The 22,916-nt window shown below is 60.7% G+C and carries 22 protein-coding genes; 14 read left to right on the forward strand and 8 right to left on the reverse strand.

Going from position 1 to position 22,916, the window contains the following annotated elements; genetic code table 11:
• Nucleotides 1-56 precede the first annotated feature (56 nt).
• Nucleotides 57-1,457 (forward strand): MFS transporter, encoded by a 1,401-nt coding sequence (locus AC1D35_RS10080; protein WP_477938566.1) that lies wholly within the window; start codon nucleotides 57-59, stop codon nucleotides 1,455-1,457.
• A gap of 62 nt (nucleotides 1,458-1,519) precedes the next feature.
• Here the strand turns inward: AC1D35_RS10080 and AC1D35_RS10085 are convergent, their stop codons facing one another.
• Nucleotides 1,520-1,996, reverse strand: a complete 477-nt coding sequence (locus AC1D35_RS10085) for a MarR family transcriptional regulator (protein ID WP_113300315.1) — start codon at nucleotides 1,994-1,996, stop codon at nucleotides 1,520-1,522.
• Nucleotides 1,997-2,123: 127 nt separating this feature from the next.
• Between AC1D35_RS10085 and AC1D35_RS10090 the strand changes: the two genes are divergently transcribed.
• The gene (locus AC1D35_RS10090) at nucleotides 2,124-2,546 is read left to right on the forward strand and encodes an organic hydroperoxide resistance protein (RefSeq protein ID WP_007818814.1); all 423 of its coding nucleotides are present in this window, start codon (nucleotides 2,124-2,126) and stop codon (nucleotides 2,544-2,546) included.
• 59 nt (nucleotides 2,547-2,605) lie between these two features.
• Here the strand turns inward: AC1D35_RS10090 and AC1D35_RS10095 are convergent, their stop codons facing one another.
• Nucleotides 2,606-3,904, reverse strand: a complete 1,299-nt coding sequence (locus AC1D35_RS10095) for a cytochrome-c peroxidase (RefSeq protein ID WP_477938567.1) — start codon at nucleotides 3,902-3,904, stop codon at nucleotides 2,606-2,608.
• A gap of 213 nt (nucleotides 3,905-4,117) precedes the next feature.
• Between AC1D35_RS10095 and AC1D35_RS10100 the strand changes: the two genes are divergently transcribed.
• Nucleotides 4,118-5,662 carry an acid phosphatase gene (locus AC1D35_RS10100; protein ID WP_113312136.1) on the forward strand — a complete coding sequence of 515 codons (1,545 nt, stop codon included), beginning with the start codon at nucleotides 4,118-4,120 and terminating at the stop codon, nucleotides 5,660-5,662.
• Nucleotides 5,663-5,725: 63 nt separating this feature from the next.
• Here the strand turns inward: AC1D35_RS10100 and AC1D35_RS10105 are convergent, their stop codons facing one another.
• The 3 genes from AC1D35_RS10105 to AC1D35_RS10115 form a co-directional block, all read right to left on the reverse strand.
• On the reverse strand, nucleotides 5,726-6,721 hold the full coding sequence (locus AC1D35_RS10105) for an aldo/keto reductase (RefSeq protein ID WP_477938575.1): 996 nt from the start codon (nucleotides 6,719-6,721) through the stop codon (nucleotides 5,726-5,728).
• Entirely contained in the window at nucleotides 6,690-7,097 is a 408-nt protein-coding gene (locus tag AC1D35_RS10110) for a MerR family transcriptional regulator (protein ID WP_113509697.1), read from the reverse strand. Before AC1D35_RS10110 ends, AC1D35_RS10105 begins: the two co-directional genes overlap by 32 nt.
• A gap of 111 nt (nucleotides 7,098-7,208) precedes the next feature.
• Complete coding sequence (locus tag AC1D35_RS10115) at nucleotides 7,209-7,655, reverse strand: MarR family winged helix-turn-helix transcriptional regulator (protein ID WP_113312139.1); 447 nt, start codon at nucleotides 7,653-7,655, stop codon at nucleotides 7,209-7,211.
• Nucleotides 7,656-7,745: 90 nt separating this feature from the next.
• Between AC1D35_RS10115 and AC1D35_RS10120 the strand changes: the two genes are divergently transcribed.
• The 3 genes from AC1D35_RS10120 (at nucleotide 7,746) to AC1D35_RS10130 (ending at nucleotide 9,875) form a co-directional block, all read left to right on the forward strand.
• Complete coding sequence (locus tag AC1D35_RS10120) at nucleotides 7,746-8,489, forward strand: DUF899 domain-containing protein (protein ID WP_113312140.1); 744 nt, start codon at nucleotides 7,746-7,748, stop codon at nucleotides 8,487-8,489.
• Between the two features lie 33 nt (nucleotides 8,490-8,522).
• On the forward strand, nucleotides 8,523-8,987 hold the full coding sequence (locus AC1D35_RS10125) for a DUF1579 domain-containing protein (protein ID WP_113300240.1): 465 nt from the start codon (nucleotides 8,523-8,525) through the stop codon (nucleotides 8,985-8,987).
• Nucleotides 8,988-9,098: 111 nt separating this feature from the next.
• Entirely contained in the window at nucleotides 9,099-9,875 is a 777-nt protein-coding gene (locus tag AC1D35_RS10130; protein ID WP_113312141.1) for a VOC family protein, read from the forward strand.
• Nucleotides 9,876-10,161: 286 nt separating this feature from the next.
• Here the strand turns inward: AC1D35_RS10130 and AC1D35_RS10135 are convergent, their stop codons facing one another.
• Nucleotides 10,162-11,688 (reverse strand): ABC-F family ATP-binding cassette domain-containing protein, encoded by a 1,527-nt coding sequence (locus AC1D35_RS10135; RefSeq protein ID WP_113311690.1) that lies wholly within the window; start codon nucleotides 11,686-11,688, stop codon nucleotides 10,162-10,164.
• Here AC1D35_RS10135 and AC1D35_RS10140 point away from each other — a divergent pair.
• The 3 genes from AC1D35_RS10140 (at nucleotide 11,687) to AC1D35_RS10150 (ending at nucleotide 13,612) form a co-directional block, all read left to right on the forward strand.
• The gene (locus tag AC1D35_RS10140; RefSeq protein WP_477938568.1) at nucleotides 11,687-12,598 is read left to right on the forward strand and encodes a GNAT family N-acetyltransferase; all 912 of its coding nucleotides are present in this window, start codon (nucleotides 11,687-11,689) and stop codon (nucleotides 12,596-12,598) included. The genes AC1D35_RS10135 and AC1D35_RS10140 overlap by 2 nt on opposite strands.
• Before the next feature lie 30 nt (nucleotides 12,599-12,628).
• The gene (locus AC1D35_RS10145; RefSeq protein WP_113311691.1) at nucleotides 12,629-13,195 is read left to right on the forward strand and encodes a metal-dependent hydrolase; all 567 of its coding nucleotides are present in this window, start codon (nucleotides 12,629-12,631) and stop codon (nucleotides 13,193-13,195) included.
• Between the two features lie 114 nt (nucleotides 13,196-13,309).
• The gene (locus AC1D35_RS10150; protein WP_113311692.1) at nucleotides 13,310-13,612 is read left to right on the forward strand and encodes an alkylphosphonate utilization protein; all 303 of its coding nucleotides are present in this window, start codon (nucleotides 13,310-13,312) and stop codon (nucleotides 13,610-13,612) included.
• Between the two features lie 13 nt (nucleotides 13,613-13,625).
• Here the strand turns inward: AC1D35_RS10150 and AC1D35_RS10155 are convergent, their stop codons facing one another.
• Nucleotides 13,626-15,191 carry a helicase HerA-like C-terminal domain-containing protein gene (locus AC1D35_RS10155; RefSeq protein WP_113300246.1) on the reverse strand — a complete coding sequence of 522 codons (1,566 nt, stop codon included), beginning with the start codon at nucleotides 15,189-15,191 and terminating at the stop codon, nucleotides 13,626-13,628.
• 233 nt (nucleotides 15,192-15,424) lie between these two features.
• Here AC1D35_RS10155 and AC1D35_RS10160 point away from each other — a divergent pair, with 233 nt between their 5' ends.
• The 5 genes from AC1D35_RS10160 (at nucleotide 15,425) to AC1D35_RS10180 (ending at nucleotide 21,276) form a co-directional block, all read left to right on the forward strand.
• A complete protein-coding gene (locus tag AC1D35_RS10160) occupies nucleotides 15,425-15,820 on the forward strand; it encodes a hypothetical protein (RefSeq protein ID WP_113311693.1) in 396 nt (131 codons plus the stop codon).
• Nucleotides 15,821-15,906: 86 nt separating this feature from the next.
• Nucleotides 15,907-17,265, forward strand: coding sequence for a metallophosphoesterase (locus AC1D35_RS10165; protein WP_113311694.1), 1,359 nt, complete (start codon nucleotides 15,907-15,909; stop codon nucleotides 17,263-17,265).
• An 82-nt stretch (nucleotides 17,266-17,347) separates the two neighbouring features.
• Nucleotides 17,348-18,226 carry a MurR/RpiR family transcriptional regulator gene (locus tag AC1D35_RS10170; RefSeq protein WP_113311695.1) on the forward strand — a complete coding sequence of 293 codons (879 nt, stop codon included), beginning with the start codon at nucleotides 17,348-17,350 and terminating at the stop codon, nucleotides 18,224-18,226.
• A 345-nt stretch (nucleotides 18,227-18,571) separates the two neighbouring features.
• The gene (locus tag AC1D35_RS10175) at nucleotides 18,572-20,737 is read left to right on the forward strand and encodes a TonB-dependent siderophore receptor (protein ID WP_113311696.1); all 2,166 of its coding nucleotides are present in this window, start codon (nucleotides 18,572-18,574) and stop codon (nucleotides 20,735-20,737) included.
• A 251-nt stretch (nucleotides 20,738-20,988) separates the two neighbouring features.
• Nucleotides 20,989-21,276 (forward strand): hypothetical protein, encoded by a 288-nt coding sequence (locus tag AC1D35_RS10180; RefSeq protein WP_113311748.1) that lies wholly within the window; start codon nucleotides 20,989-20,991, stop codon nucleotides 21,274-21,276.
• A 33-nt stretch (nucleotides 21,277-21,309) separates the two neighbouring features.
• On the opposite strand, the gene zwf is transcribed toward AC1D35_RS10180, so the two are convergent.
• Nucleotides 21,310-22,818, reverse strand: a complete 1,509-nt coding sequence (gene zwf / locus AC1D35_RS10185; protein WP_113300252.1) for a glucose-6-phosphate dehydrogenase — start codon at nucleotides 22,816-22,818, stop codon at nucleotides 21,310-21,312.
• Nucleotides 22,819-22,916: the final 98 nt, after the last annotated feature.

A 22,916-nucleotide genomic window follows, 5' to 3' on the forward strand; every position in this document is an offset into this window, starting at 1 on the left:
CCCTGCCGCCCGCCAGCCTCCCGGCGAAGGCGGCAGCAAAGAAGGAACTGAGATCGATGACCAATTCCCCATCTCGACGCGGAGCCAGCTTGGCATTGCTGCTGCTCTGCGCTGCGAACTTCCTTGACGCCATGGATGTTTCCACCATCGGGGTCGCCCTGCCTGCGATCCAGACCGAACTTGGTATGCCTGCAACCTCGCTTCAATGGGCCGTCAGTGCCTATGTGCTGGGTTATGGCGGCTTCCTGCTACTCGGCGGCCGTGTCGCCGACCTCTTCGGCCACCGCCGCGTCTTCCTTTGGTCGCTCGGCATCTTCGCGGCCGCCAGCATCGCCGGTGGCTTCGTGGACAGCGGGCCGACGCTGATCGCTGCACGTCTGGTGAAGGGCATTGCTGCCGCCTTTACCGCGCCGGCGGCACTTGCCTTGCTGCTCTCCGTCTTCGGCGAGGGCGAGAAACGGGCAAAGGCGCTCGGCGTCTTCGCCTCCACGGGCGCCACCGGCTTCGTGCTCGGCATGGTGCTCGGCGGTGCCGCCACCCTCGTGAGTTGGCGGGCAACGCTCGTCATGGGCGCTCCGGTCGCAATCCTCACGCTGGCGATCGCCCCCTTCGTCCTGCCTCCAGATGAACGGCGCGGCGAGGGACGCAAGCACTTCGACTGGGCTGGCGCGCTGACGATTACCCCCGGCCTTCTGCTTTTCGTCTTCGGCATCACCAATGCTGCGGCCGCAGGCTGGAACGATTTCTTCACCTGGGGTTCGCTCGTGGCGTCACTGGTGCTGATCGCTCTCTTCCTGATCGTGGAATCGCGCCATGTCGATCCCATGGTGCCGCTGCATATCTTCCGCAAAGCGAAGCTCAGCCATGCCAATGCCGTCGCCGCGCTGTTTCAGGGGGCCTATGTCGGCTTCCAGTTCATCGCAACGCTCTATTATCAGGATGTCATCGGCTGGTCGGCCTTTGCCACCGGCTTCTGCTTTGCCTTCGGCGGCGTCTGCGTCATGTTCCTTGCGCCGCGTTTTGCCACCGTTGCGCAGAACCGCGGCACGACCGGCCTGATGGCGGTCGGCGTCGGCCTGCAGGCAACGAGCTATATCCTCTGGGTGGCGCTGGTCGGCCACATCGATCCGATCATCCTGGTTGCTCTCAACCAGATCCCGCTCGGCGTCGGTTATGCCATGACCTATCCGGCAATCCAGGTTGCCGYTCTCTCTGATGTCGAAGAAGACAAGTCCGGTCTTGCCTCCGGCCTGCTCTTTGCCTCCTTCCAGATCGGCGGCGGCATCGTGCTCGCGGCGGCCTCCGCAATCTTCGCGGCTGCCCCGCATTTCGGCTGGGATCCTTACGTCGGCGGTATCGTGTTCGTGGCGCTGCTGGCGATCCTGATCACTCTGCTTGCCGCTGTCGGCCCGAAGACCGCAACAGTTCGACCGCAAGCCTATCAGGCAGCCGAGTGAGGTAAACTGCCCGCGCCGGCTTGGCGCGGGCATCCCGTTTCAGCCGGTGATCATGTCTCGGCCTATATGCTTGCGTTGAGATTGCCCCGCAGCCGGTGCAGCATGTCGCGCATGACGGCCATTTCCTCCAGCGTGCAGCCGATCGCCTCGCCGATCGAAGACATGATCGTATTGATCTCGCCCTTCATCGATTGACCTTTCGGCGTCAGCGACACGATGACCTGCCGCTCGTCGCGGGAATCGCGGGTGCGCCTGATAAGGCCGTTCTGCTCCAGCCGCTTGAGGAGAGGGGAGAGCGTACCGGAATCGAGATCGAGCTGCTCGCCGATCGTTTTCACCGGCAGTTCTGCCTTTTCCCAAAGCACCAGCATGACGAGATATTGCGGATAGGTGAGGCCCACCTTGTCGAGTATGGGCTTATAGGCGCGGGTAAAGGCGTGCGCCGTCGCATAAACTGCGAAACAGAGCTGCTTCTCCAACCGCTTTTCCTCTTCCGGTATCTCGATCACTTTCGCCGTTCTCGCCTTCATGTCTGCCATCCCCGAGGTCTTCATTGTCCTCTTTTCAAATTCCGAATGCAATTTGCAAAATTCACTTGCGTACAATTTAATTGCGCGTTATTAAAAACTCAACCCGAACGAACGGGGCCAACCAAAGGAGATTGTCATGCCTATTCTCTATACCACCAAAGCTTCCGCCACTGGTGGCCGCGCAGGCCGCGCCGTTTCCGAAAACGGTGTTCTCGACGTCACGCTGACCGTGCCGAAGGAACTCGGCGGCGACGGCGCAACAGGCACCAATCCCGAACAGCTTTTCGCGGCCGGTTACTCGGCCTGCTTCCTTGGTGCCTTGAAATTTGTAGCCGGCAAGGAAAAGGTCAAGATTCCCGAGGAAACAACGGTTTCCGCAACCGTCGGCATCGGCCCGCGTGAAGATGGCGGTGGCTTCGGCATCGAAGTTGCGCTGACGGTCAACATCCCCGGCGTCGATCGTGAAACCGCCGAAAAGCTCGCTGCCGCAGCCCACATCGTTTGCCCCTACAGCCACGCCATGCGCACCTCGACCGAAGTTCCGGTCACGGTTGCCTGATTATTCTGTGATATCGATCGACAAGGGCCGGGGCATCGCTCCGGCCTTTGCTTTTGAATTCAATGTATTGCTTGCCGCGTCGGGCCTGGAAGCTGGTCCGCATCGGTCAGCGTGCCCAAGAAGGCGACGATATCGTCGATTTCCGATTCCGTCAGTGCGGGTGGATCGCCGGGCTTGCGGCCGAAGGGCGGGTCCTGGTTGAGATTGTCCCAATAGACCTGCGGAACGTCATCATATTTGCGGATCGTGCCGTCGGCATTTTTCGGGTACCAGCGGCCGGGATCGCTGTCGCGCGTGGCGTAGAAGGAAACGACGTCACGCAGCGAATGGAAGTAGCCATTGTGGAAGAAGCTCTTCTTCAGCGCCACATTGCGCAGCGTCGGCGTGCGGAACAGCGCGCAATAGTCCGCCCGGTCCTTGAAGTCGGTACGCTCAGGTCCGCAAAGGCCGAGATCATGATAGTTCGGATTGCTGTTGGCCGGGATCGCCATGTTGCGCGGCACAGCCAGCCCTAGGAAGCCGAAATCGGAAAATTGCGGCGGCTCGCCGTCATTGGCGGGCTCGCTCAGATGGCAGCTTGAACAGTTGCCCTTGGCCGGATCTTCAAAGAGTTCGCGGCCATGCAACTCCTGCGCCGTCAGTGTGCCCTTGCCGGCGAGGAAGGCGTCATAGCGGCTGGAGTAGGGGTAGAAATCCGGCCCGCTCTGCTCGAAGGTGCTGAGCGCCTCAACTGCACCCTGAAAGGCATCCCCGGCATTGCCGAAGACATCCTGGCCGAAAATCGCCCGCAAATCCTCGGCATAGGACGCCTTGTTGAGCGAGGCGACGACCTCAGCTTCATCCTTGTTGCCCATTTCGAAGGGCGACAGCAGCGGGATCTTCGCCTGATCGGAGCCGTGGTCCACGCGCCCATCCCAGGTCAGGCCGCCGGTCGGCCCGTTGTCGATGCTCTCGTCGCCTTCGTCCTCGGAATCGTAGAAGTGTTCGGTGAAGGAGGGTGTGGCCTGCAGGTAGCGTAGCGTCGGCACGGCACGCATGCCCGGCTGGTCCATATGCGGCCCGCCCATTTCGACCGGCGTTGCGCCAGCCGGAGCGAAGCCATGATGTGGATCGTGGCAGGAGGCGCAGGCCTGCACGCCGGAGGCGGAAAGCGAGGCATCGAAGAACATTTTGCGGCCGAGCTCCGTAAGCGCTTCGGCGCGCGCATAGGCGTCGGCTCGCGACATGGGGCCGGGGTGCACGCCCCCGATGACGGTCGCGCTGCTTTGCCGCAGGGGCAGAAGGCTCAAACCGAGCGCGGTGGCGGCCAAACCGAGCGCCAGACCGGATCGCAAGAGCCAGATAATCTTTGCCGCCATATGAAAGATTCCAATGAGTTAACATCGTCTACCCCCATGATCGAACCTGACTGCAACAGATTGATGACGCGCGCCTTTCGACCGCAGGTGCGACCTGCCCAATGTCACAAAGTTGATAGACGGCGGGAATAGCGTCTCGCTTGCGCTCGGTCTTTCTATTTCCGCCGGGCGCTCCTCTAGCCACGCCCCCTTAGCCATGAGGTATCCCCCGCCATGACCAGACTGAAGTTCCTGCGCAATCTTTCGCTGGCCGGTTCGGCCCTGCTGCCGCTGGTATCAGCCACAGCCGCCCTTGCCGCACCTGCAGGCATGGACAAGATCGAGAATATCGTTGTCATCTACGCCGAAAACCGCAGTTTCGATAACCTCTATGGCAGCTTTCCGGGCGCCAATGGCCTCGCCAATGCCAGCGAAAGCCAGGCACGCCAGCTCGATCGCGACGGCGCGCCGCTGGCGGAGCTGCCGCCTTCCTGGGGCGGCCTGACCGCCAAGGGTGTGACGCCCGCAATCACCGAGGCGCAGTCCGCTCACCTCGCCAATGCCGTCTTCTCGATCGACGATCCCAGAGGCTTCGCGCAGGCGACAAATGTCATCACCCGTGACCTCTGGCACCGCTTCTATCAGGAGCAGATGCAGATCGACGGCGGCAAGAACGACAAGTTCGTCGCCTGGGCCGATTCCGGCAGCCTCGTCATGGGCCACTATGACGGCTCGATCCTGCCCATGTGGCAGGTCGCCAAGAAATACGTCATCGCCGATAATTTCTTCCAGGGCGGCTTCGGCGGCTCCTTCTTCAATCACTTCCAGTTGATCTGCGCCTGCGCGCCCTATTATGCCGATGCGGACAAGAGCCCGGCCAAGCCGACCATCGCCAAGGTGGATGCTGACGGCATCTCGCTGATCCCGGCCGACAACGGCCCGAAATCGGCCCTCGACGGCGCTCCGAAATTCGTCTCCGACGGCAACCTCACGCCGGATTTCTACGCCGTCAACACCATGCAGCCGCCTTACCAGCCGAGCGCCAACGCCCCTGCCAAGGATGGCGATGCCGCCTACGCCGATCCCTCGCAGCCGAACACCTTACCACCGCAGCACGAGATCACCATCGGCGACCTGCTATCGCTGAAGGGCATCACCTGGGCCTGGTATGGCGGCGCCTGGCAGGCAGCCCTCGACGGCAAGAACGCCACGCCTGTGCCGAACTTCCAGTTCCATCATCAGCCGTTCAACTATTTCGCCAATTTCGCGCCGGGCACGCCCGCCCGCGCCGAGCATCTGAAGGATGGCGGCCTCGGCGGCGAAGCCTTCACGAAGGATATCGACGACGGTAAGCTGCCGGCCGTTTCCTTCTACAAACCGCAGGGCAACCTCAACGAGCATGGCGGTTATGCCGATGTTTCGAGCGGCGACCAGCACCTCGCGGACTTGGTCTCGCATCTCGAAAAGAGCCCGCAATGGGAGCACATGCTGGTCATCGTCACCTATGACGAAAACGGTGGTTTCTGGGATCACGTTGCCCCGCCGAAGGCCGATCGCTGGGGGCCGGGCAATCGCATCCCGGCCTTCGTCATCTCGCCCTACGCCAAGGGCGGCATGGTCGATCATACCCAGTACGACACGACCTCGATCTTGCGCCTGATCACCGCCCGATACGACCTGCCGGTTCTGCCGGGCCTGCTCGCCCGCGACAAGGCGCTTGCGTTGAACAATGAGCCGCCGATGGGCAACCTGACGGCAGCGCTTGATCTGACGCGCTGATCGTCGCGACAACGCTATGTCTTCTCCCCACAGATTGGGGAGAAGACTTCGACTTCCGGATGTTTATCCGTTGAGCGTCCGCATGCCGATTTCGCCGTAGCGATCTCCGACGGCGCGGGGCAGGGCCCTGGCGATTTCCTCGATATCTCCAGGTGTAAGATCAACGCCAGCCGCTCCAAGATTCTCGTCCAGTCGCGCGCGGCGGCGGGTGCCGGGAATGGGCACGATATTTTCGCCCTGAACCATCACCCACGCGAGAGCCAGTTGCGCCGGTGTAGCGCCCTTGCGGCGCGCAATCTCTTCGAACACGGCGACGAGTTCGAGATTGCGCCTGAAATTGTCACCCATGAACCACGGCGAGGTCCGCCTGTAGTCATCGGGCGCGAGTTCATCGACGGACTTGATCGCGCCGGACAGGAAGCCGCGTCCGAGCGGCGAATAGGCCACAAGCCCAATCCCGAGTTCACGAAGCGTCTGCAACACGCCGTCTTCCGGATCGCGCGACCATGGTGAATATTCGCTTTGAACGGCGGTAATGGGATGTACGGCGTGTGCCCGGCGGATTGTGTCAGCGCGGGCTTCCGACAGGCCGATATGTCTGACCTTGCCGGCTTCGACGAGCTCCTTCATCGCACCCACTGTCTCTTCAATCGGCGTATCGGGATCGACACGGTGGAGATAGTAGAGATCGATATGGTCGACGCCGAGCCGCCATAGAGACCCTTCGCAGGATGCTTTTGCATATTCGGGCCGTCCGTTGGCCGTCTGGGCGCTGACGCCTGGTATCGCTCCAGCTGCGCGCACGATGCCGAACTTGGTTGCCAGCACCACTTGGTCGCGCCGGTCCTTGATCGCCTCCCCCACGAGTTCCTCGTTGGTGTGCGGGCCATAGCTATCGGCCGTATCAAGCAGGGTTACGCCACGATCAAGCGCATGGTGGATCGTGGCGATCGCCTCGCCCCTGTCGGCGGCGGTCGCGCCATAGGCCCAGCTCATACCCATGCAGCCGAGTCCGATCGATCCGACCTCAAGTCCTTGCCCGAGCCGGCGTGTCTGCAACGTTCCGTTTGTCATCTCTCATCCTTTCATCTGCCTCTTCGTAGGAGGCGATTTTGCCGTCGAGGACGCGAAGGCAGGTTTCGAGATCGGCCACATGGGCCCGGACACGCTCACGATGCTCCCTAAGCATCTCGCGACGCTCGCTGAACGTTGCTTTCCCGCGACCGGCAAGCTTTGCATAAAGCAGCATGTCGCGGATCGGCATTCCGGTCGTCTTCAGACGGCCGAGAAACTCGATCCAGGAAAGGATTGAAGCGTCGTAGTCGCGTTGTCCGGATCTGTCGCGGTCGGCATAGGGGAGCAGGCCGATACGCTCGTAGTAACGTAGCGTATGAGCCGACAGACCGCAGCGTTTTGCGAGGTCACTGATCTTCATGAGACACCTGTTCTCGTCACGACGCCAAGGAAGCTACGGCTTCGAGCGCACTCTAAGTCAAGAGGCTTTTTGCAGCTGATTTACAGCCGTCTTATCCCGAGCTTTGTAAGATCACGCGAGAAACTGCAGGTCTCGCCTCAGTCCATCCGCATCGCCATTTGGCAGCTTCGCTTCCAGTGTCGCATGCGTGTTCTCCCATATCGGCAGCGCCTTCTGCAGCGCAGCCCGCCCATCATCCGTCAGGCAGAGGAGGCGACCGCGCCGGTCTCTCGGGTTCGGCACCACATTGACAAATCCCTTGCGCTGCAGCGGCTTCAACGCCGCCGTCAGCGTCGTCTGGTCCATGGCGAGCAGGCTTGCGACCGGCCCCATCGGCGGCGGCTCCGGCCGGTTGAGGGACATCAGCAGGGAGAATTGGCCGTTGGTCAGGCCGACAGGCCGCAGCGCATCATCGAACAGCCTAGCAAGCGCACGTGCGGCGCGCTGCACATGCAGGCACAGGCACGTGTCCCGCACCAGAAGCGTCGTGGAAAAAGGAATCGCGATCGGGTTTGACATGATCTATTTCTATTGATATCAATCTATTTAGTCAAGAAGAGGAGACTATCTGCCGGAAAATGCCGGCAGCGCCGGAGGAGGGCGCAGATCATGTTGAACAAGGTGACTCAAAATCCCGTCGTTTCCCGCGAGGAGTGGCTTGAAGCTCGCCGAGCTTTGCTCTTGAGAGAGAAAGAGGCGACCCATCTGAGAGACAAGGTGAATGCCGAACGCATGGCTTTGCCCTGGGTGAAGGTCGACAAGGACTATACGTTCGACACGCTGCAGGGGCCGAAATCGCTCGCCGACCTTTTCGATGGCCGCAGCCAGCTGATGGTCTACCACTTCATGTTCGGCCCCGAATGGGAGGCCGGTTGCCCCGGCTGCTCATTCCTCGGCGATCATCTCGATGGCACGCTGCCCCACCTCAACCATCACGACGTGACACTCGTTTCCGTAGCCCGCGCGCCGCTCGCCAAGATCGAGGCCTATAAAAAGCGCATGGGCTGGAATTTCCCCTGGGTTTCGTCCTTCGGCAGCGATTTCAACTTCGATTATCACGTATCTTTCACGCCCGAGGATCTTGCCAAAGACAAGGTCTTTTATAATTTCTCTCCGATAGCACCCGCTGACGCCAATGATGAACTGCCCGGACTTTCGGCCTTCTACAAAAATGAGAAGGGCGAAGTGTTCCATACCTATTCGAGCTATGCCCGAGGCGCGGAGGAAATCCTTGGAACATTGATGATCCTGGATCATGCCCCCAAGGGTCGCAACGAAGATTCGACCATGGATTTCGTGAAGCGTCACGACGAATATGAGAAAGCCACCCAAGCTTCATCCTGCTGTCACTAGACCCAGCCAACCATCATCCGGAGGAGAAGGACGATGAAGACTGCAGAAGTGCTGAAGGAGCATGCTTTCCTGGAAAGAATGGTGGGTGATTGGACCGTCGCCGCTTCAGACATGACCGGAGATAAGCCTTGGGACGAGACCGTGCGCTCCCTGCAAGGTATCTGGTTCATTGCCGAAGGGGCCGGTGAAATGAGCGACGGCAAGCAGGCAACGACGATCCTTACCCTCGGCTACGACTCGAGTAAAAGCAAATATGTCGGCAGCTGGATCGGCTCGATGATGGACTACATGTGGACCTATGAGGGCGAGATCGAGCCCCCRGGTAACGTTCTGTCGCTCTACACCAGGGGCCTGGCTTTCGAAGGCGATGGCCTTGCCGACTATCGCGAGCAGATCGCCTTTCTCGACGACAACGTCAGAACCTTCACATCGAGCGTCAAGGAAGCTGACGGCACCTGGAAGCAGTTCATGGAAGTCAAATATACCCGCAAGGGCTGAAATCGCCGGGGCACATCAAGGCCAATTCCAGCAAGAGTGCGAGAGCGGTTTTGCGTCCGGAATTGCTTGAAAACAAGAGACAGAACTCAAGCGTGGACCGAGGAGGACACGATGTCCAATACGCATGGCAAGTTCATATGGTGCGAACTGATGACGCCGGATCCGGATGCGGCGGCGAAATTCTACGGCTCGGTCGTGGGCTGGACGTCGGGTAAAATGCCGGCGGCAGACCAGCCGGAATACACCATCTTCGAAGCAAACGGCGTCAGGGTCGCCGGCATGATGCCCTTTCCGGCAGAGCTGGAAGGGCAGGGCATTCCGCCGAACTGGACCGGTTATGTCGCCGTAGACAATACTGATCAATCGGCACGCGACTTCTCGGCAAACGGCGGTACCGTCCGCCGCCAGCCGGCGGATATTCCAGGCATAGGCCGCTTTGCCGTCGTAGCCGATCCTGATGGAGCAGTGCTCTGCATCATGACGCCGCTGCCGATGGAAAATCCGCCGCCGGAACTGCCTTACGACACGCCCGGCCATGTCGGCTGGCGCGAGCTCTACGCCAATGACGGCGCCAAGGCCTTCGACTTCTATTCCAAGCGCTTCGGCTGGACGAAGGATCAGGACTTCGACATGGGGCCGATGGGCATCTACCACATTTTTGCCGCGCAAGGAAAACAGACCGGCGGCATGATGACCCGTCCGCCGGAAGTCGGCATGGCCTTCTGGTCCTATTACTTCACAGTGCCGACACTCGACGCCGCGATCGAGCGCGTCAATGCCGGCGGCGGCAAGGTCGTCAACGGCCCTATGGAGGTCCCCGGCGGCTGGGTCTGTCAGGCGATAGATCCGCAAGGCGCCTATTTCTGCCTATCGGCGGGCAAGCGGTAGGTGTTGTGTTAATGGAGGCACGCATCTCGCGTGCTTCCTCGTTTCTGTAACGAATACAGGAACGAGGGCAGGGAAGGGTGTGCTGTGTGGCCCCCTCATCCGCCTGCCGGCACCTTCTCCCCGCTGGGGAGAAGAGACTCGTGGAGAGGGCTTACCTAGTTCAGCCCGGTGCCTGGGGCAAAGGCGGGCGGCATAACCCTTCTCCCCAGCGGGGAGAAGGTGCCCGAAGGGCGGATGAGGGGGCCACACGGCACACCAGAAGACGAAAACCCGTCTCCAAGCCCAGTTATCCCGCCCCACCCACACTCGCAAAGAACCCTTCCGGGCTTTCCACTTCCACCAGTTTCTTCCGCTCGATCAGCCAGAAGCGGTTGCCCACCGCCCGCACAAAGCTACGATCGTGAGAGACGAGCAGGCAGCTCGCCTCCTGCGCCATCAACTCGCCTTCCAGCGCTTCCTGCCCCTCGATGTCGAGGTGGTTGGTGGGTTCGTCCAGCAGGTAGAAATTCGGCTGCGTCAGCCGCAGCACCAGCATGCCGAGCCGTGCCTTCTGCCCGCCGGAGAGCAGCTTCACCGGCTTGCCCTGCATCTCGATCGTCATGCCGGCACCGGCAAGCAGCGAGCGCGCCCGTTGGTCGCCGACATCGAAGCGGCGGATGATCGTCTGCAGCGGCGTATCCGCATCGCTGAGATCGGCAAGCAGCTGGTCGCCATAACCGAGCACAAGCGAGGGCGTCGCCTTGATGCCCGCCTTTGCCGTTTCCGGCTCGGCGATCGCAGCCCGCAGCATGGAGACCAGCCGCGACTTCCCGGCGCCGTTGAGGCCGAGCAGCACGATGCGGTCGCCTTGGCAGATGAACTGCTTTCCCGTGCGAAAGAGTAGCGTGCCGTCAGGCGTGGTGACCTCCGCGTCCTCAAGTGTGACAAGAACCTTGGCATGCGTGCCGCGATTGGCGAGGCGGATTGCGCCTGCCGAACGTTCGAGATGGGCAGGTTTGGTGGCCTCCTCCAGCTTCTCGGCACGCTGCTTCAGTTGCTTCGTCTTCACGACCAGCAGATCGCTGCCGGAATTGATGCCGATATTGTTGAGCTTCGCCGCCTGTTTGCGAAGCTGCTCGACCGTCTTCATGTCCTTTTCGTATCGCCGCGCATCGGAAGCATCCGCCTCGTCGAGCGCGGTGCGCGCCCGGCTGTAGGGCAGGGAGAAGACAGGCGATTGCTCTGGCCGCAGGAAGAGTGTCCGGTTGGTGGTCGCATCGAGAAAGGCACGGTCGTGGCTGCAGATGATAACGGGCGTGTCCCGCGGCAATGCGTTCAGCCAGCCTTCCAGCCGCGCGATCTTTTCGAGATCGAGATGGTTGGTCGGCTCGTCGAGCAGCAGCACGTCCGGCTCGTTCACCCATGTGCGGGCGATCAGCGCCAGCCGCTGCCATCCGCCGCTGAGCTGTTTTAGCGGTCGCTCGCGCAGCTCCTCCGGCACTTCGAGCGATTCCAGCACGACGTCGGCGCGCCAGCTCTCGCTTTCGGCCTGCTCAGGCGGAAGGGCCAGAAGCACAGCGTCACGGAAAGTGGCGTCGAGAAGGGCCGGCGACACATTCTGCTCCACATGGCCGATGGTCAGCCCGCGCGCCTTGGTGATCTCGCCTTCGGTCGGCTCCAGCGTCGCGGTCATGAGCCGCAACAGCGTGGATTTGCCGCGTCCGTTCGCGGCCACGAGGCCAATCCGGTCGCCGGCATTGACGACGAGATTGAGCTTCGAAAACAGCGGCGCCGACAGCACGATACCGAGATTGCGGATATTGATGAGGGTCATGATCGTATCCTGGTCTTGCCAATCGATCGCACCTATCCGGGGCTTCAGCCATCAACGGAAAAGCGCGTTTTGCTTGGCGGATTATGAAATGCTTGCAGCTCGAATGGCGGGCATTGAGGTGCAGCAGTGCCACAAGGGGCGGACCAGGAAGAGATTTGCGAGAAACGGTCTCTGGTCAGCCCTGCAAACGCATCTGCAGGGCGTTGACTGGGCCACGCTGGCGATGATGCCGGAAATACATATTCACGCGCGGCCCTCCTTTCTTTCTCGATTTCAAGACGGAAATACCATTGCTCGCGGTTGGAAACAAGGGATCATGATAGCAGTAAACACGCTCAGATGGTATGAAAGGTCATCATCATCCGGGATTGGGGGACGCGGGATGATTTCCATTTCGAGGGCAGGCAGTACAGAGGATTTCGTGGTTGCCGCCGGCTTCTGCGAGGCGCTCGGTGCCCTGGATGTTGAGATGGGGCGTGATCATGGCGTTCCTGCCGAGATCGTCATGACGCTTTTCCACGGCGAAAATCATGAAAGCCTCGCCCGGAAATACAGTTCCAACGAAGCGATGATGTTTCTCGCCAGATGGGAGGGAGCACCGGCAGGCTGCATCGCGCTCGCACCATTCGAGGCCGACGCCATGGAGATCCACAAATTCTACGTGGATCCCGCCTTTCGCGGCCGGGGCATCGGCAATGTGCTGATGCAGCGGGTGTTCGACGAAGCGAAGAAGATGAGCAAACGCACCACCATGCTCGTCAATACAGCCGCCTATTTGAAGAGCGCACTCTCCCTCTACGAAGCCTTCGGTTTCGTCCACTGCCCCCGTTTCACACCGTGCCTGCCGAAATCAGCCACACCGAAGTCTTCATGTCGCGGCCGCTTTGATCCCGACACAATCGCTGCCTAGCGATGTCAGGATATTTTCAAGGGAGGCGGCATGCTCATCGCCCATCTGCCGGCAGGCTATATTCTTGGAACTGCCGCGCGACGCAGAGCGTCGTCCCCTGCCATCATCGCGGCGGCTCTGATCGGCAGTGTCGCGCCGGATTTTGACATGGCCTATTTCTACGCGTCGGGCGGCAAGATCCATCATCATGCCTATATCACGCATTGGCCGCTCTTCTGGCTTGTCTCGGCGATCCTGATCCTGCCGCTCCTGAAGTGGCTGCGCCCGGCCTGGCTTCCGGCAGGTTGCGTCTTCTTCGCAGCCGCCATGCTGCACATGGTCATGGATACGGTCGCGGCACCGCTCTATTGGTTGGCTCCTTTTTCGTTCCGTGAATTTGAGCTAGTTCGAGTAACGGCAACCCATTCCAACTGGATCATCAGCTTCCTGCTCCATTGGACATTCCTGCTGGAAATTTCCATCTGCCTTTCGGCGCTCGCACTGTTCCTGATGCGCCGTCGCATATGGCCGCCGTGTCGCCGACATCTGCCCACCGGCCCCATTCCGGAACATGGCGCGCAAGTTAGCGGTTATCGCAAAGGCCGGAACGCGCCCTGATCCCAGCCGGATGCATTTCGCCTGGCTGTTTGCCACACTAGTTGCACAGCATCGTGTGATCGTTATAAGCGGCCGTCGATGGACTGAGGAAATTCCTGATCGAGGGCGAATGCAATGGCGGGTGGTGACGACGAATATGTTTATGACGAGGCGACGGGCGAATGGCGCCCGGCTTCCGAAATGGCCGCAGCTGCACAGGCTGCGTCCGAGGTTCGCGACGCCGCCGGAAACGTGTTGAAGGACGGCGATTCCGTCACGTTGATCAAGGATCTCAAGGTAAAGGGCGCCAACCAGACCTTGAAGCAGGGCACGGTCATCCGTTCCATCCGTCTGACGGATAATCCGGAAGAGATCGACTGCCGTCACGATACGATCAAGGGCCTCGTCTTGCGGACGGAATTCGTCCGCAAGCGCTGACCTGACCTATCTGCTACCGCTTCAGGCTTCCCAATATGCCCCGCACCAGCGCCCGGCCGACCTGGGTGGCCACCGTACGCGCCACACTCTTCATGGCTGCTTCCACGACTGTTTCGCGCTGGTAACCGGAGCGGCCGCGTGATTGGCCGCGATCTGTAGGCTTGTCGTCATCGCTGCCGCCGAAGCCGGGCAGCGTCCAGCCGGAGGTCGTGCTGCCCTCCTGCGGCGCCGGGGCCTCTTCCTGCGCCCGCTTGGCAGCCTCGGAATCGGCGGCTTTCTTGGCACGTGCTGCGAGCAACTCGAAAGCAGATTCGCGGTCGACATCCTCGTCATAGACGCCGAGCACGGGGCTATGGTCCATGATCTGCTGGCGCTCGGCATCGTTCACAGGTCCGACGCGGCCTGACGGCGGCCGGATCAGCGTGCGTTCGACGATCGAAGGTGCCCCCTTGGCTTCGAGCGTGGAGACGAGCGCCTCGCCGGTGCCGAGATTGGTGATGACGGTCGCGCAGTCGAAGGCCGGATTGGGGCGGAAGGTATCGGCCGCCGTCTTCACCGCCTTCTGCTCGCGCGGCGAATAGGCGCGCAACGCATGCTGCAGGCGGTTGCCGAGCTGGGCGAGCACCGTTTCCGGCACGTCGAGCGGGTTCTGCGTCACGAAATAGACGCCGACCCCCTTGGAGCGGATGAGGCGCACCACCTGCTCGACGCGCTCGGTCAGCACCTTCGGCGCGTCGTTGAAGAGCAGATGAGCCTCATCGAAGAAGAAGACCAGCTTCGGCTTGTCGGGATCGCCAACCTCCGGCAGCTCTTCGAAAAGCTCGGAGAGCAGCCACAGCAGAAAGGTGGCGTAGAGGCGCGGGTTCATCATCAGCTTGTCGGCGGCAAGCACCGAGATCTGCCCGTAGCCATTGTTCGAGGTGCGCATGATGTCGGAAATCTTCAGCGCCGGCTCACCGAAGAAATGCTCGGCCCCCTGCTGCTCCAACACGAGAAGTGCGCGCTGGATCGAGCCGACGGAAGCCTTGGAAATCAGGCCGAACTGGTTGGAAAGCTCGGAGGCATTTTCGCCCATGTAGTTGAGCAGCGCCGTGAAATCCTTGAGATCGAGCAGCGGCAGGCCGGCCTTGTCGGCGATCTTGAAGGCGATATTGATGACGCCTTCTTGCGGCTCGGAGGCATCCATCAGGCGGGCCAAGAGCAACGGCCCCATCTCGGCGACGGTCGTGCGAACCCGGTGGCCTTTCTCGCCGAAGAGATCCCAGAAGATGACCGGAAACTGCTCGAATTCATAATCGGTAAAGCCGATCTGCTCGGCGCGCGTGGTGAGAAAATCCTTCGGCTCGCCCTTGGCGGCGATACCCGAAAGGTCGCCCTTTATGTCGGCGGCGAAAACCGGCACGCCGGCCCTCGCAAAGCCCTCCGCCAGCACCTGCAGCGTCACCGTCTTGCCGGTGCCGGTGGCGCCGGTCACGAGCCCGTGGCGATTGCCGAATTTGAGGTCGAGATATTCGCCCTTGTTGATGCTGTCATCAGGATTGCGGCTTGCGCCGATGAAAATCTTGCCGTCCTCGAGCATGTAAAAATGTCTCCTCGGTCGATGCCGCAGCTCAGTTCCAGAATATGCGAGGATCCTCTTTTCGCACATTCATGCAAATATCGTTTCTCTGTTATAAGCAGGCGACGGGAGACGGACAACTGTCTGCGTTAAAAGGAAAAGCAGAAGCGGATACCGCAAAGAGAGCCGCTTGAGTTGCCGCCTCGATTCGATTACGTTGACGTTGACGTTAACGTCAAAACAGGAGGCAGACGATGAATGAGATTGTGACTGAAATCGCCAATCGCGTGGGTATTGCGCCTGATCTGGCCGAAAAAGCGCTCGGCATGATGCTCGGCTTCCTGCAGCGCGAAGCGGCCGACGGCCCGGTCGCCGAGATGATCGAAAAGATCCCCGGCGCCACCGAACTCGTTGCCCAGTTCAACGGCGAAGGCTCCGGCGGTGGCGGCGGTCTGCTCGGCGGCCTGATGGGCGCGCTCGGCGGTGGCGGCATCATGGGCCTCGGCCAGCAGCTGATGAGCGAAGGCCTCGGCATGAGCGAGATCACCTCGCTCGCCAAGGAAACCATCGCCATTGCCAGGCAACATGCCGGCGACGATGTGGTCGACCAGGTGGTCGCCTCCGTGCCAGGCCTCAGCCAGTTCGTCTAGGACGATCCATCATTTCGATAAGCCCCCGGCTCCGTCCGGGGGTTTTGTTTTTAAAGCTTTTCCATCTTTCATTTTCGTGTGTTTTTATGACCGACGCATCCTCCATCAAAGCGCTGCTGCCAAAGGCTGCCGGCCATCAATTCGTGCTCTATGGCGATTCCTGCTCGGGCGTTGCCGGCGCCCTGCACGAGCGGACCTTTGCATCGGTGAATGCCGTCCTGCGCAGGCTTGAACCGCAGCCGCAATTCATTCTCTTTCCCGGCGATGAGATCATAGGCCTGACGGCGGATGAAGCCTCGTTGCATGCCCAATGGCGGCATTGGCTTGATGTCGAGATGGCCTGGCTCGACCGCACCAAAATTCCGATGTGGCACACGACCGGTAACCACACGACCTATGACGAGATGAGCGAGGCAATCTTTCGCGGCACGCTCGGCCTTCCGGCAAACGGACCGGCGGGGCAGGAGGGGCTGGCCTATTGGGTTCGCCGCGGCGATCTGCTCATGGTCTTCGTCCATACGCTATGCAGCGGTCTCGGCGGCGAAGGTCATGTTGAAACGGAGTGGCTGGAAGCGACGCTGAAGGCGCATGCCGATGCCCGCTACAAGCTGGTGCTCGGCCATCACCCGGTCTTTCCGGTCAATGGTTACGCCGGCGCCTATCAGCGCGAGATCGGCCATGAATATACCGAGCGCTTCTGGGATATTCTCGTAGAGGCCGGCGTCTTTGCCTATTGCTGCAGCCATATTCTGGCCTTCGATGTCCAGGCCCATCGCGGCGTGCTGCAGATCTGCACGGCGGGTGCCGGCACGGCGCACCGGATGCCGGAAGGCGTCGAATATCTCCATTGCATCCAGGCAGCGCTCGATGAGGATGGCTTGCGCTATCAGGTTCTCGATACTGAAGGCACGGTACGCGAACGCCTGCAATGGCCTCCTATGCCTGCGGGCGAGGACAAATGGCATGGCATTGTTTACGGGATAAGCGAAGCGCGCTGGTCGGGCCCGGTGGGCACGGACCGTATCGTCGAATTCCGCCTGGGTGGCCGGACGGCGCCTGAGCCCTGCGCATCGCAGCAGACGATCTTTTCGGCTTTCGGCGAAAAAGGGCTGGCACCGCTATGGCTTGGCCTGCGTGGCAGGCAGCAACAACTGACGCTCATCCTCGGCCGCGATCCCGGCCGAAGCCCCTACTATTTCTTTGGCCCAGACCTGCCACCCGGCGAGGATTTCACTCTTCAACTCCTCCTGCATAGCGGCATGGGGCCAGGTGGGGTGCTCTGGCGCGGGACAGGCAGCGAGGCCTGGTCGTCCTCTGAAGCAATTGCCTCGACAGGATTCGAGCGCCTTGTCTGGCCGTCTCGCTGGAGCGTCGGTCATGGCCAGAAAGGTGAGGGTGATCGGCCGTTCATGGGGGAAAGCCTGAACCTGCATATTGCAGGTTGAGGAAGACACGGGTGGTTTCCTGTTCCTCTCAGCTCTAAAGTCGGTTATTCGGCCTTTCTGAATATCATCTAGGGAAGGGCGGATGAACGGAAGCGATCGATCGTCATCGGTGCTGAGAGAGCATTTCGAGCAGCACAGGACCAAACTGAGCCGTTCAGAGCTGGCCGTGGCGGAGCATCTGGTGAAGATGCCGATCGACGTGCTGATTTTTCGCAGCGCCGAGGAGATCGCCGCCGAGACCGGCACCAGCGATGCGACGGTCATCAGGACTGCCAAGCGTCTGGGTTTTACCGGCCTGCCGGAGCTGAAGCGGGTATCGGGCCGGGTCATGGCGCGCACCATTTCCACCAGTGAGCGTCTGGAGCAGCGCTTTCGCGCAACCGGTGACGATCTGGAAAAGGTTGCCGGGCAGATGTTTGCGACCGCCCGCGAAGTGCTGAGCTCCACCGAGGAGCAGATCGACGGCGCAATGCTCGCCTCTGCCATTTCGGTCATCGAGGAGGCCGACACTGTCTGGTGCATCGGCATGGGCACCGCCGAGGTCGAAGCACGCCATTGCGCGATTGCTCTCAGCCGCGCCGGCGTGCGGACCCGCTGTTCCGGGGCGTCGGGCTTTACGCTTGCCAATGAGCTGATCGATGTCAGGCCTTCTGATGTCATCGTCATGTTCCATGCCGTGCGCGAGACCGCTGAACTCAAGCTCATCGTCCGGCAGATCCAGGATATCGGCTGCAAGATCGTTCTGGTCTGCGGCGTGCAACTGCGCGCGACATATGCCGATAAGGTTTCGGCCGTTTTGACCTGCATCGGCGCGCCCTCCAGGCTTGCAAGCTGGAGCATCGGCGCCATCGTCATCGCCGATCTCCTTGTTTATGGAGTCGCGGTCCGCAACCAGCAGCGGGCGACGGATGCCAAGCGCCGGCTCGCCGACCTGCGGGATCAGGCACTCAGGAACGATTGAGTTTCCCGGCAAATTCTCGGCATTCCCGGCGCATGAAAATAAACATGAGGAATAGAGTTATGTTTATTGAAATGCGCACTACAATATTGTAGTGAACGCGACATTGACGTCGTGAGCGGCGTCGACTGTCGGGGTTATCGCATGACGTGCCTGTTCAATTGCAGCAAGACGGCGATACGCCGTCCTTTCGCCTATGAGACCGTGCCCAGACACCGGCGCCCGCCGAGCGGCTAATATCAGATAATCCTTCAATAAAAACCGTCACTTGCACTGGAATGCCCGGCATTTCCGGCAAGGCGGCCTGTTGTCGAAATTCTCCTTTTCAAACGCCTACGGAAAATCCCCATGTTTGCCCCCAAATTCCAAGGAAAGCATCTCGCTCTCACCGTCGCCCTTCTGGCCTCCGCTACATCGACACTCGCACAGGAAGCTGCCAGCGGTGTGACCCAGCTCGAAACGATCAAGATCACCGGCAACTGGCTGGAGGAGCCGAACGAGGACAAGGTGCTGAAACATCCGGGCGCCCGCACGATCCTGGATCGCGAGCAGTTCGAAGAGCGTGGCGCACAGGATATTCGCGATGCGCTGAATCAGATCCCCGGTGTTCAGGTACAGGAGGCCAACGGCACGGGCGGCAGCGATGTGTCGCTGAACCTCGGCGTGCGCGGCCTGACTTCGCGCCTTTCGCCGCGCTCCACCGTGCTGATGGATGGCATTCCGCTGGCCTATGCGCCTTATGGCCAGCCGCAGCTTTCGCTCTTCCCGCTGACACTCGGCAACGTCGAAACGATCGACGTCGTCCGTGGCGCAGGTTCCGTGCGCTACGGACCGCAGAATGTCGGCGGCATCATCAATTTCGTCACCCATCCGATCCCGGAGGATTTCACCGCACGCTTCTCCTCGGGCGCAGAGATCGCCGGTAACAACGGCCACGTGAAGGCGACCCCGAACTTCCTGATCGGCGGCACGAATGATGACGGGCTCGGCGCTGCGATCCTCTATTCCGGCATCCATGGCGAGGGTTATCGCGACGCCAACGACCGCACCGATATCGACGATATCATCGCCAAGGGCAGCTACGAGTTCTCAGATACGGACAAGCTCGGCATCCAGTTCCACCACTACGAGGGTGAGGGCAAGATGCCCGGTGGCCTGACGAGCGCCCAATATGATGCCGATCCCTATCAGTCCACCCGTCGCTATGATGATTTCAGCGGCCGCCGCAACGATATCTCGCTGCGCTACCAGCATGATGACGGCGACAACAATTTCGAAGTGCTGACCTATTATGTGGATTCCTTCCGCACCAGCAATGTCGAGCAGCAGGGTACGGGCGCCAGCGCCGGCCTCTACCGCCTGACCTCGGCCCCGCGCAGCTACAGCTATTTCGGCATCGAGCCGCGCTATTCGCGCCTGATCGAGCTCGGCGGCATTACCCAGGAAGTGACGGTCGGCTATCGTTATCTCTGGGAGGAAAGCTCTGAAGTCGCCGCCCGCTCGGCTTTTTATAACAGGGCTTCGGGCATCAATCCGACCACGCGTGCCGCACCGACCTATCAGACGAGCGACGGCGGCACGATCGCGCATGCCTTCTACATCGACGACAAGATCGAGATCGGTGATTGGACCATCACACCAGGCATTCGCTATGAGATGATCAGCACGCACAACGATGTCGTGAATTTCGCCACCAGCGGCGCAGTCACCAGCGCGATCTCTCCCTCGGTCGAGGCGAACGAAGCCCTGCCGACATTGTCGGCTTCCTACCGGCTCACCAACGAGCTGACCGTCTTCGGCAATGTCGGCGTCTCCTTCGGCCCGCAGCAATATAGCCAGCTTGCCTCCACCACCGACGGCCTGCATCCGGAGAAGGCAACGACCTACGAAATCGGCCTGCATTATGAAGGCGACAACTGGAATGCCGAGCTGACGGCGTTCAATATCGATTTCGACAAGGAGCTTTATCTCGGCCGTACAATCGTCGGCGAAGGCATCTGGACCGATCTCGGCGCCACCCGCCACCGCGGCATCGAGTCCGCCATCAACTACGATATCGGCGATGTCGTGCCGGCGCTCGACGGCCTGTCGCTGTCTGCAAGCTATACCTATACGGAAGCGACCTATCAGGCCGGCGCCTTCGAAGGCCGCGACCTGCCGTTCTATTCGCGTCAGGTCGCCTCGCTCGGCGCGCGTTACCGCTACGACGACTGGATCTTCAATGCCGACCTGCAGGCGCAGTCAAAGCAGCATTCGCCGGGATCTGCCGATGCCGGCGCGACCTATGTGACGGAAGAGGATGCGACGGGCCGCCTAGGCGATATTCCCGGCTACGGCACCGTCAACCTGCGCGTCGCCTATCAGCCGGAAGACAGGAAGAATGCGCCGCAACTCGCCTTGGGCGTGAAGAACCTGTTCGACAAGGAATATTTCACCCGCTCGACGGACAATAATGGCGGCAAGTTCGTGGGCCAGCCGCGCACATTCTTCGTCAACGCATCAATCGCCTTCTAAGCATGTCGCGCAAAAGTGTGCAGCGGTTTTGCGGTAACGACATGCGAAAACAAGAGCCTAAAGCGTGGCAAGCGAATCTGAAAGATCGCGACACGCTTTAATGGTCTGATCAATCCATTCGCCGGATGGAAATCAGCGCTAACCTTTCCTAGATTAGATGATGCCGGATCTTTTCACCGACGGCCGGATCGGCTGGAACGATGGATACCCAAATCCCGTTTCATATCGGCCAGATAAGAAGGAATATGATCATGCGTACGGTTATTGCAGCAGCCTCGATCATTCTCCTCGGGTTCGCCGCTCCGGCCTTTTCCCAGGCCCTCGGTGATATGGACTATTCCGGCCGCTTCGGCGGCATGCCGCCCGGCACGGTGCCGGACGCGGAATCAAGTAATACTTTTTCGATTCCGCTCGATCCCGTCGAGAGCGACAATATCACCGTCGTCATTCCGTCCGACCGGACGGATTGCCCGCGGCACGGCACGCGCGCCTACCGCACGGCCGAACGCGACGGCACGTTGACAGCAGCGTGCCGCTGACGGGATAGTATAGAATGAAAGAAGCAGGAATGGCTATTTGCCGTCCCTGTGCAGGATCACGCCCAGTTCATGCCACTCGCGGCCGTCGCGCTGAATAAGCTCGTCGGCGCAAGTGGGTCCCATGCTGCCGGGAGCGTAGGGGTCCGGGATACGGTCATCCTTTGCCCACTCTTCCAGAAAGGGCTGAACGGCGGCCCAGCCGGCCTCGATGCCGTCGGCGCGCTGGAACAGTGTCTGGTCGCCGATAAACAGATCATAGAGCAGGGATTCGTAACCGGTCGTCTTGCCGATATCGAACTTGTCGGCATAGCGGAAATCGAGAGACACCGGCACGGTATCGACCGATTGCCCCGGCGACTTGATGGAGATCTCCATGCTCATGCCTTCGTCTGGCTGAACCTGAATGACCAGCCTGTTCGGCGGCAGGTGGCGGTTGGCTTCCGTTTCACGGAACTGCGCGAAAGGAACGCGCTGGAAGGTGATGACGATTTCCGTATCGCGCGCCGTCATCGCCTTGCCGGTGCGCAGATAGAAGGGGACGCCGGCCCAGCGCCAGGTATCGGCATAAAGCTTCAAGGCCACATAGGTCTCGGTCTTACTGTCAGGCGAAACGTCCTTTGTCTCGCGATAAGCGGGCAGGTCGTTGCCATTGAGCGGACCCGCGGTATAGGCGCCACGCACGCCATTCGCCTTGGCTTCTTCCGGTGTATAGACGCGCAACGCCTTGAGCACCTTGCTCTTCTCGTTGCGGATCGCTTCGGCATCGAAACTGTTCGGCGGCTCCATGGCGATCATCGCCAGAAGCTGGAACAGGTGGTTGGGGATCATGTCGCGCAACGCGCCGGTCGCATCGTAGAACTTGCCGCGCGTGCCGACATCGACGATCTCGGAAGCAGTGATCTGAACGTGGTCGATATAGCGGTTGTTCCACAGTGACTCGATCATCATGTTGGCGAAGCGCGCCGTCATCAGATTCTGCACCGTTTCCTTGCCGAGGAAATGGTCGAGCCGGTAGACTTGGCTTTCTTCGACCTGAGCGAGGATGCGCTCGTTCAAGGCACGGGCCGAGGCAAGGTCAGTACCGAAGGGCTTTTCGATCGCTACACGGCGGAAGCAGCCCTCGCTCTCGTTCATCAGCCCGAGACCGGCAAGTTTCTCGACGATCGGCCCGAAGAAGGTCGGCGGCACGGCGAGATAGAAGGCGGCATTGCAGGTCTTGCCAAGGCGCTTGCCGATTTCGAGGAAGATGTCGTCTTTGGTGAAATCACCCTGCAGATAGGAAATCCGCGACCGCAGGCTCTCCCAGGCTTCATCCTTGTCAGTCGCTTCATCGCCCTCGAGATGGCTGAGAAAAGCGTCGAGCCGCTGGCGCAGGAACTCGTCGTCACCGGGCTCGATGCCGACGCCGAGAATGTCTAGGTCCTTGCCGACAAGGCGACTGCGCGTGAGGTTGATGATGGCCGGAACCAGCAGTCGCCGTGTCAGGTCGCCTGTGGCGCCGAAGATGACGAGAGTGACGGGCGGGGTGGGGTGAGCGTCCATGTGCCATCTCCTGCTGGATTGTCCGGCCGAATATAAAGCGCTCCGGCTGCGCCGCAAGCACCTTGCGGTTCAACGATAACAAGCGTTTGACACCACGT

The sequence above is a fragment of the Rhizobium sp. P1_E6 genome, from assembly GCF_056405875.1.

Coding starts and splice junctions, on each gene's coding strand:
- AC1D35_RS10085 (WP_113300315.1), bottom strand. CDS start 1,996: ATGGCAGACATGAAGGCGAGAACGGCGAAAGTGATCGAGATACCGGAA.
- AC1D35_RS10090 (WP_007818814.1), top strand. CDS start 2,124: ATGCCTATTCTCTATACCACCAAAGCTTCCGCCACTGGTGGCCGCGCA.
- AC1D35_RS10095 (WP_477938567.1), bottom strand. CDS start 3,904: ATGGCGGCAAAGATTATCTGGCTCTTGCGATCCGGTCTGGCGCTCGGT.
- AC1D35_RS10100 (WP_113312136.1), top strand. CDS start 4,118: ATGACCAGACTGAAGTTCCTGCGCAATCTTTCGCTGGCCGGTTCGGCC.
- AC1D35_RS10110 (WP_113509697.1), bottom strand. CDS start 7,097: ATGAAGATCAGTGACCTCGCAAAACGCTGCGGTCTGTCGGCTCATACG.
- AC1D35_RS10115 (WP_113312139.1), bottom strand. CDS start 7,655: ATGTCAAACCCGATCGCGATTCCTTTTTCCACGACGCTTCTGGTGCGG.
- AC1D35_RS10120 (WP_113312140.1), top strand. CDS start 7,746: ATGTTGAACAAGGTGACTCAAAATCCCGTCGTTTCCCGCGAGGAGTGG.
- AC1D35_RS10130 (WP_113312141.1), top strand. CDS start 9,099: ATGTCCAATACGCATGGCAAGTTCATATGGTGCGAACTGATGACGCCG.
- AC1D35_RS10140 (WP_477938568.1), top strand. CDS start 11,687: ATGATCGTATCCTGGTCTTGCCAATCGATCGCACCTATCCGGGGCTTC.
- AC1D35_RS10135 (WP_113311690.1), bottom strand. CDS start 11,688: ATGACCCTCATCAATATCCGCAATCTCGGTATCGTGCTGTCGGCGCCG.
- AC1D35_RS10145 (WP_113311691.1), top strand. CDS start 12,629: ATGCTCATCGCCCATCTGCCGGCAGGCTATATTCTTGGAACTGCCGCG.
- AC1D35_RS10150 (WP_113311692.1), top strand. CDS start 13,310: ATGGCGGGTGGTGACGACGAATATGTTTATGACGAGGCGACGGGCGAA.
- AC1D35_RS10155 (WP_113300246.1), bottom strand. CDS start 15,191: ATGCTCGAGGACGGCAAGATTTTCATCGGCGCAAGCCGCAATCCTGAT.
- AC1D35_RS10160 (WP_113311693.1), top strand. CDS start 15,425: ATGAATGAGATTGTGACTGAAATCGCCAATCGCGTGGGTATTGCGCCT.
- AC1D35_RS10165 (WP_113311694.1), top strand. CDS start 15,907: ATGACCGACGCATCCTCCATCAAAGCGCTGCTGCCAAAGGCTGCCGGC.
- AC1D35_RS10170 (WP_113311695.1), top strand. CDS start 17,348: ATGAACGGAAGCGATCGATCGTCATCGGTGCTGAGAGAGCATTTCGAG.
- AC1D35_RS10175 (WP_113311696.1), top strand. CDS start 18,572: ATGTTTGCCCCCAAATTCCAAGGAAAGCATCTCGCTCTCACCGTCGCC.
- AC1D35_RS10180 (WP_113311748.1), top strand. CDS start 20,989: ATGCGTACGGTTATTGCAGCAGCCTCGATCATTCTCCTCGGGTTCGCC.
- zwf (WP_113300252.1), bottom strand. CDS start 22,818: ATGGACGCTCACCCCACCCCGCCCGTCACTCTCGTCATCTTCGGCGCC.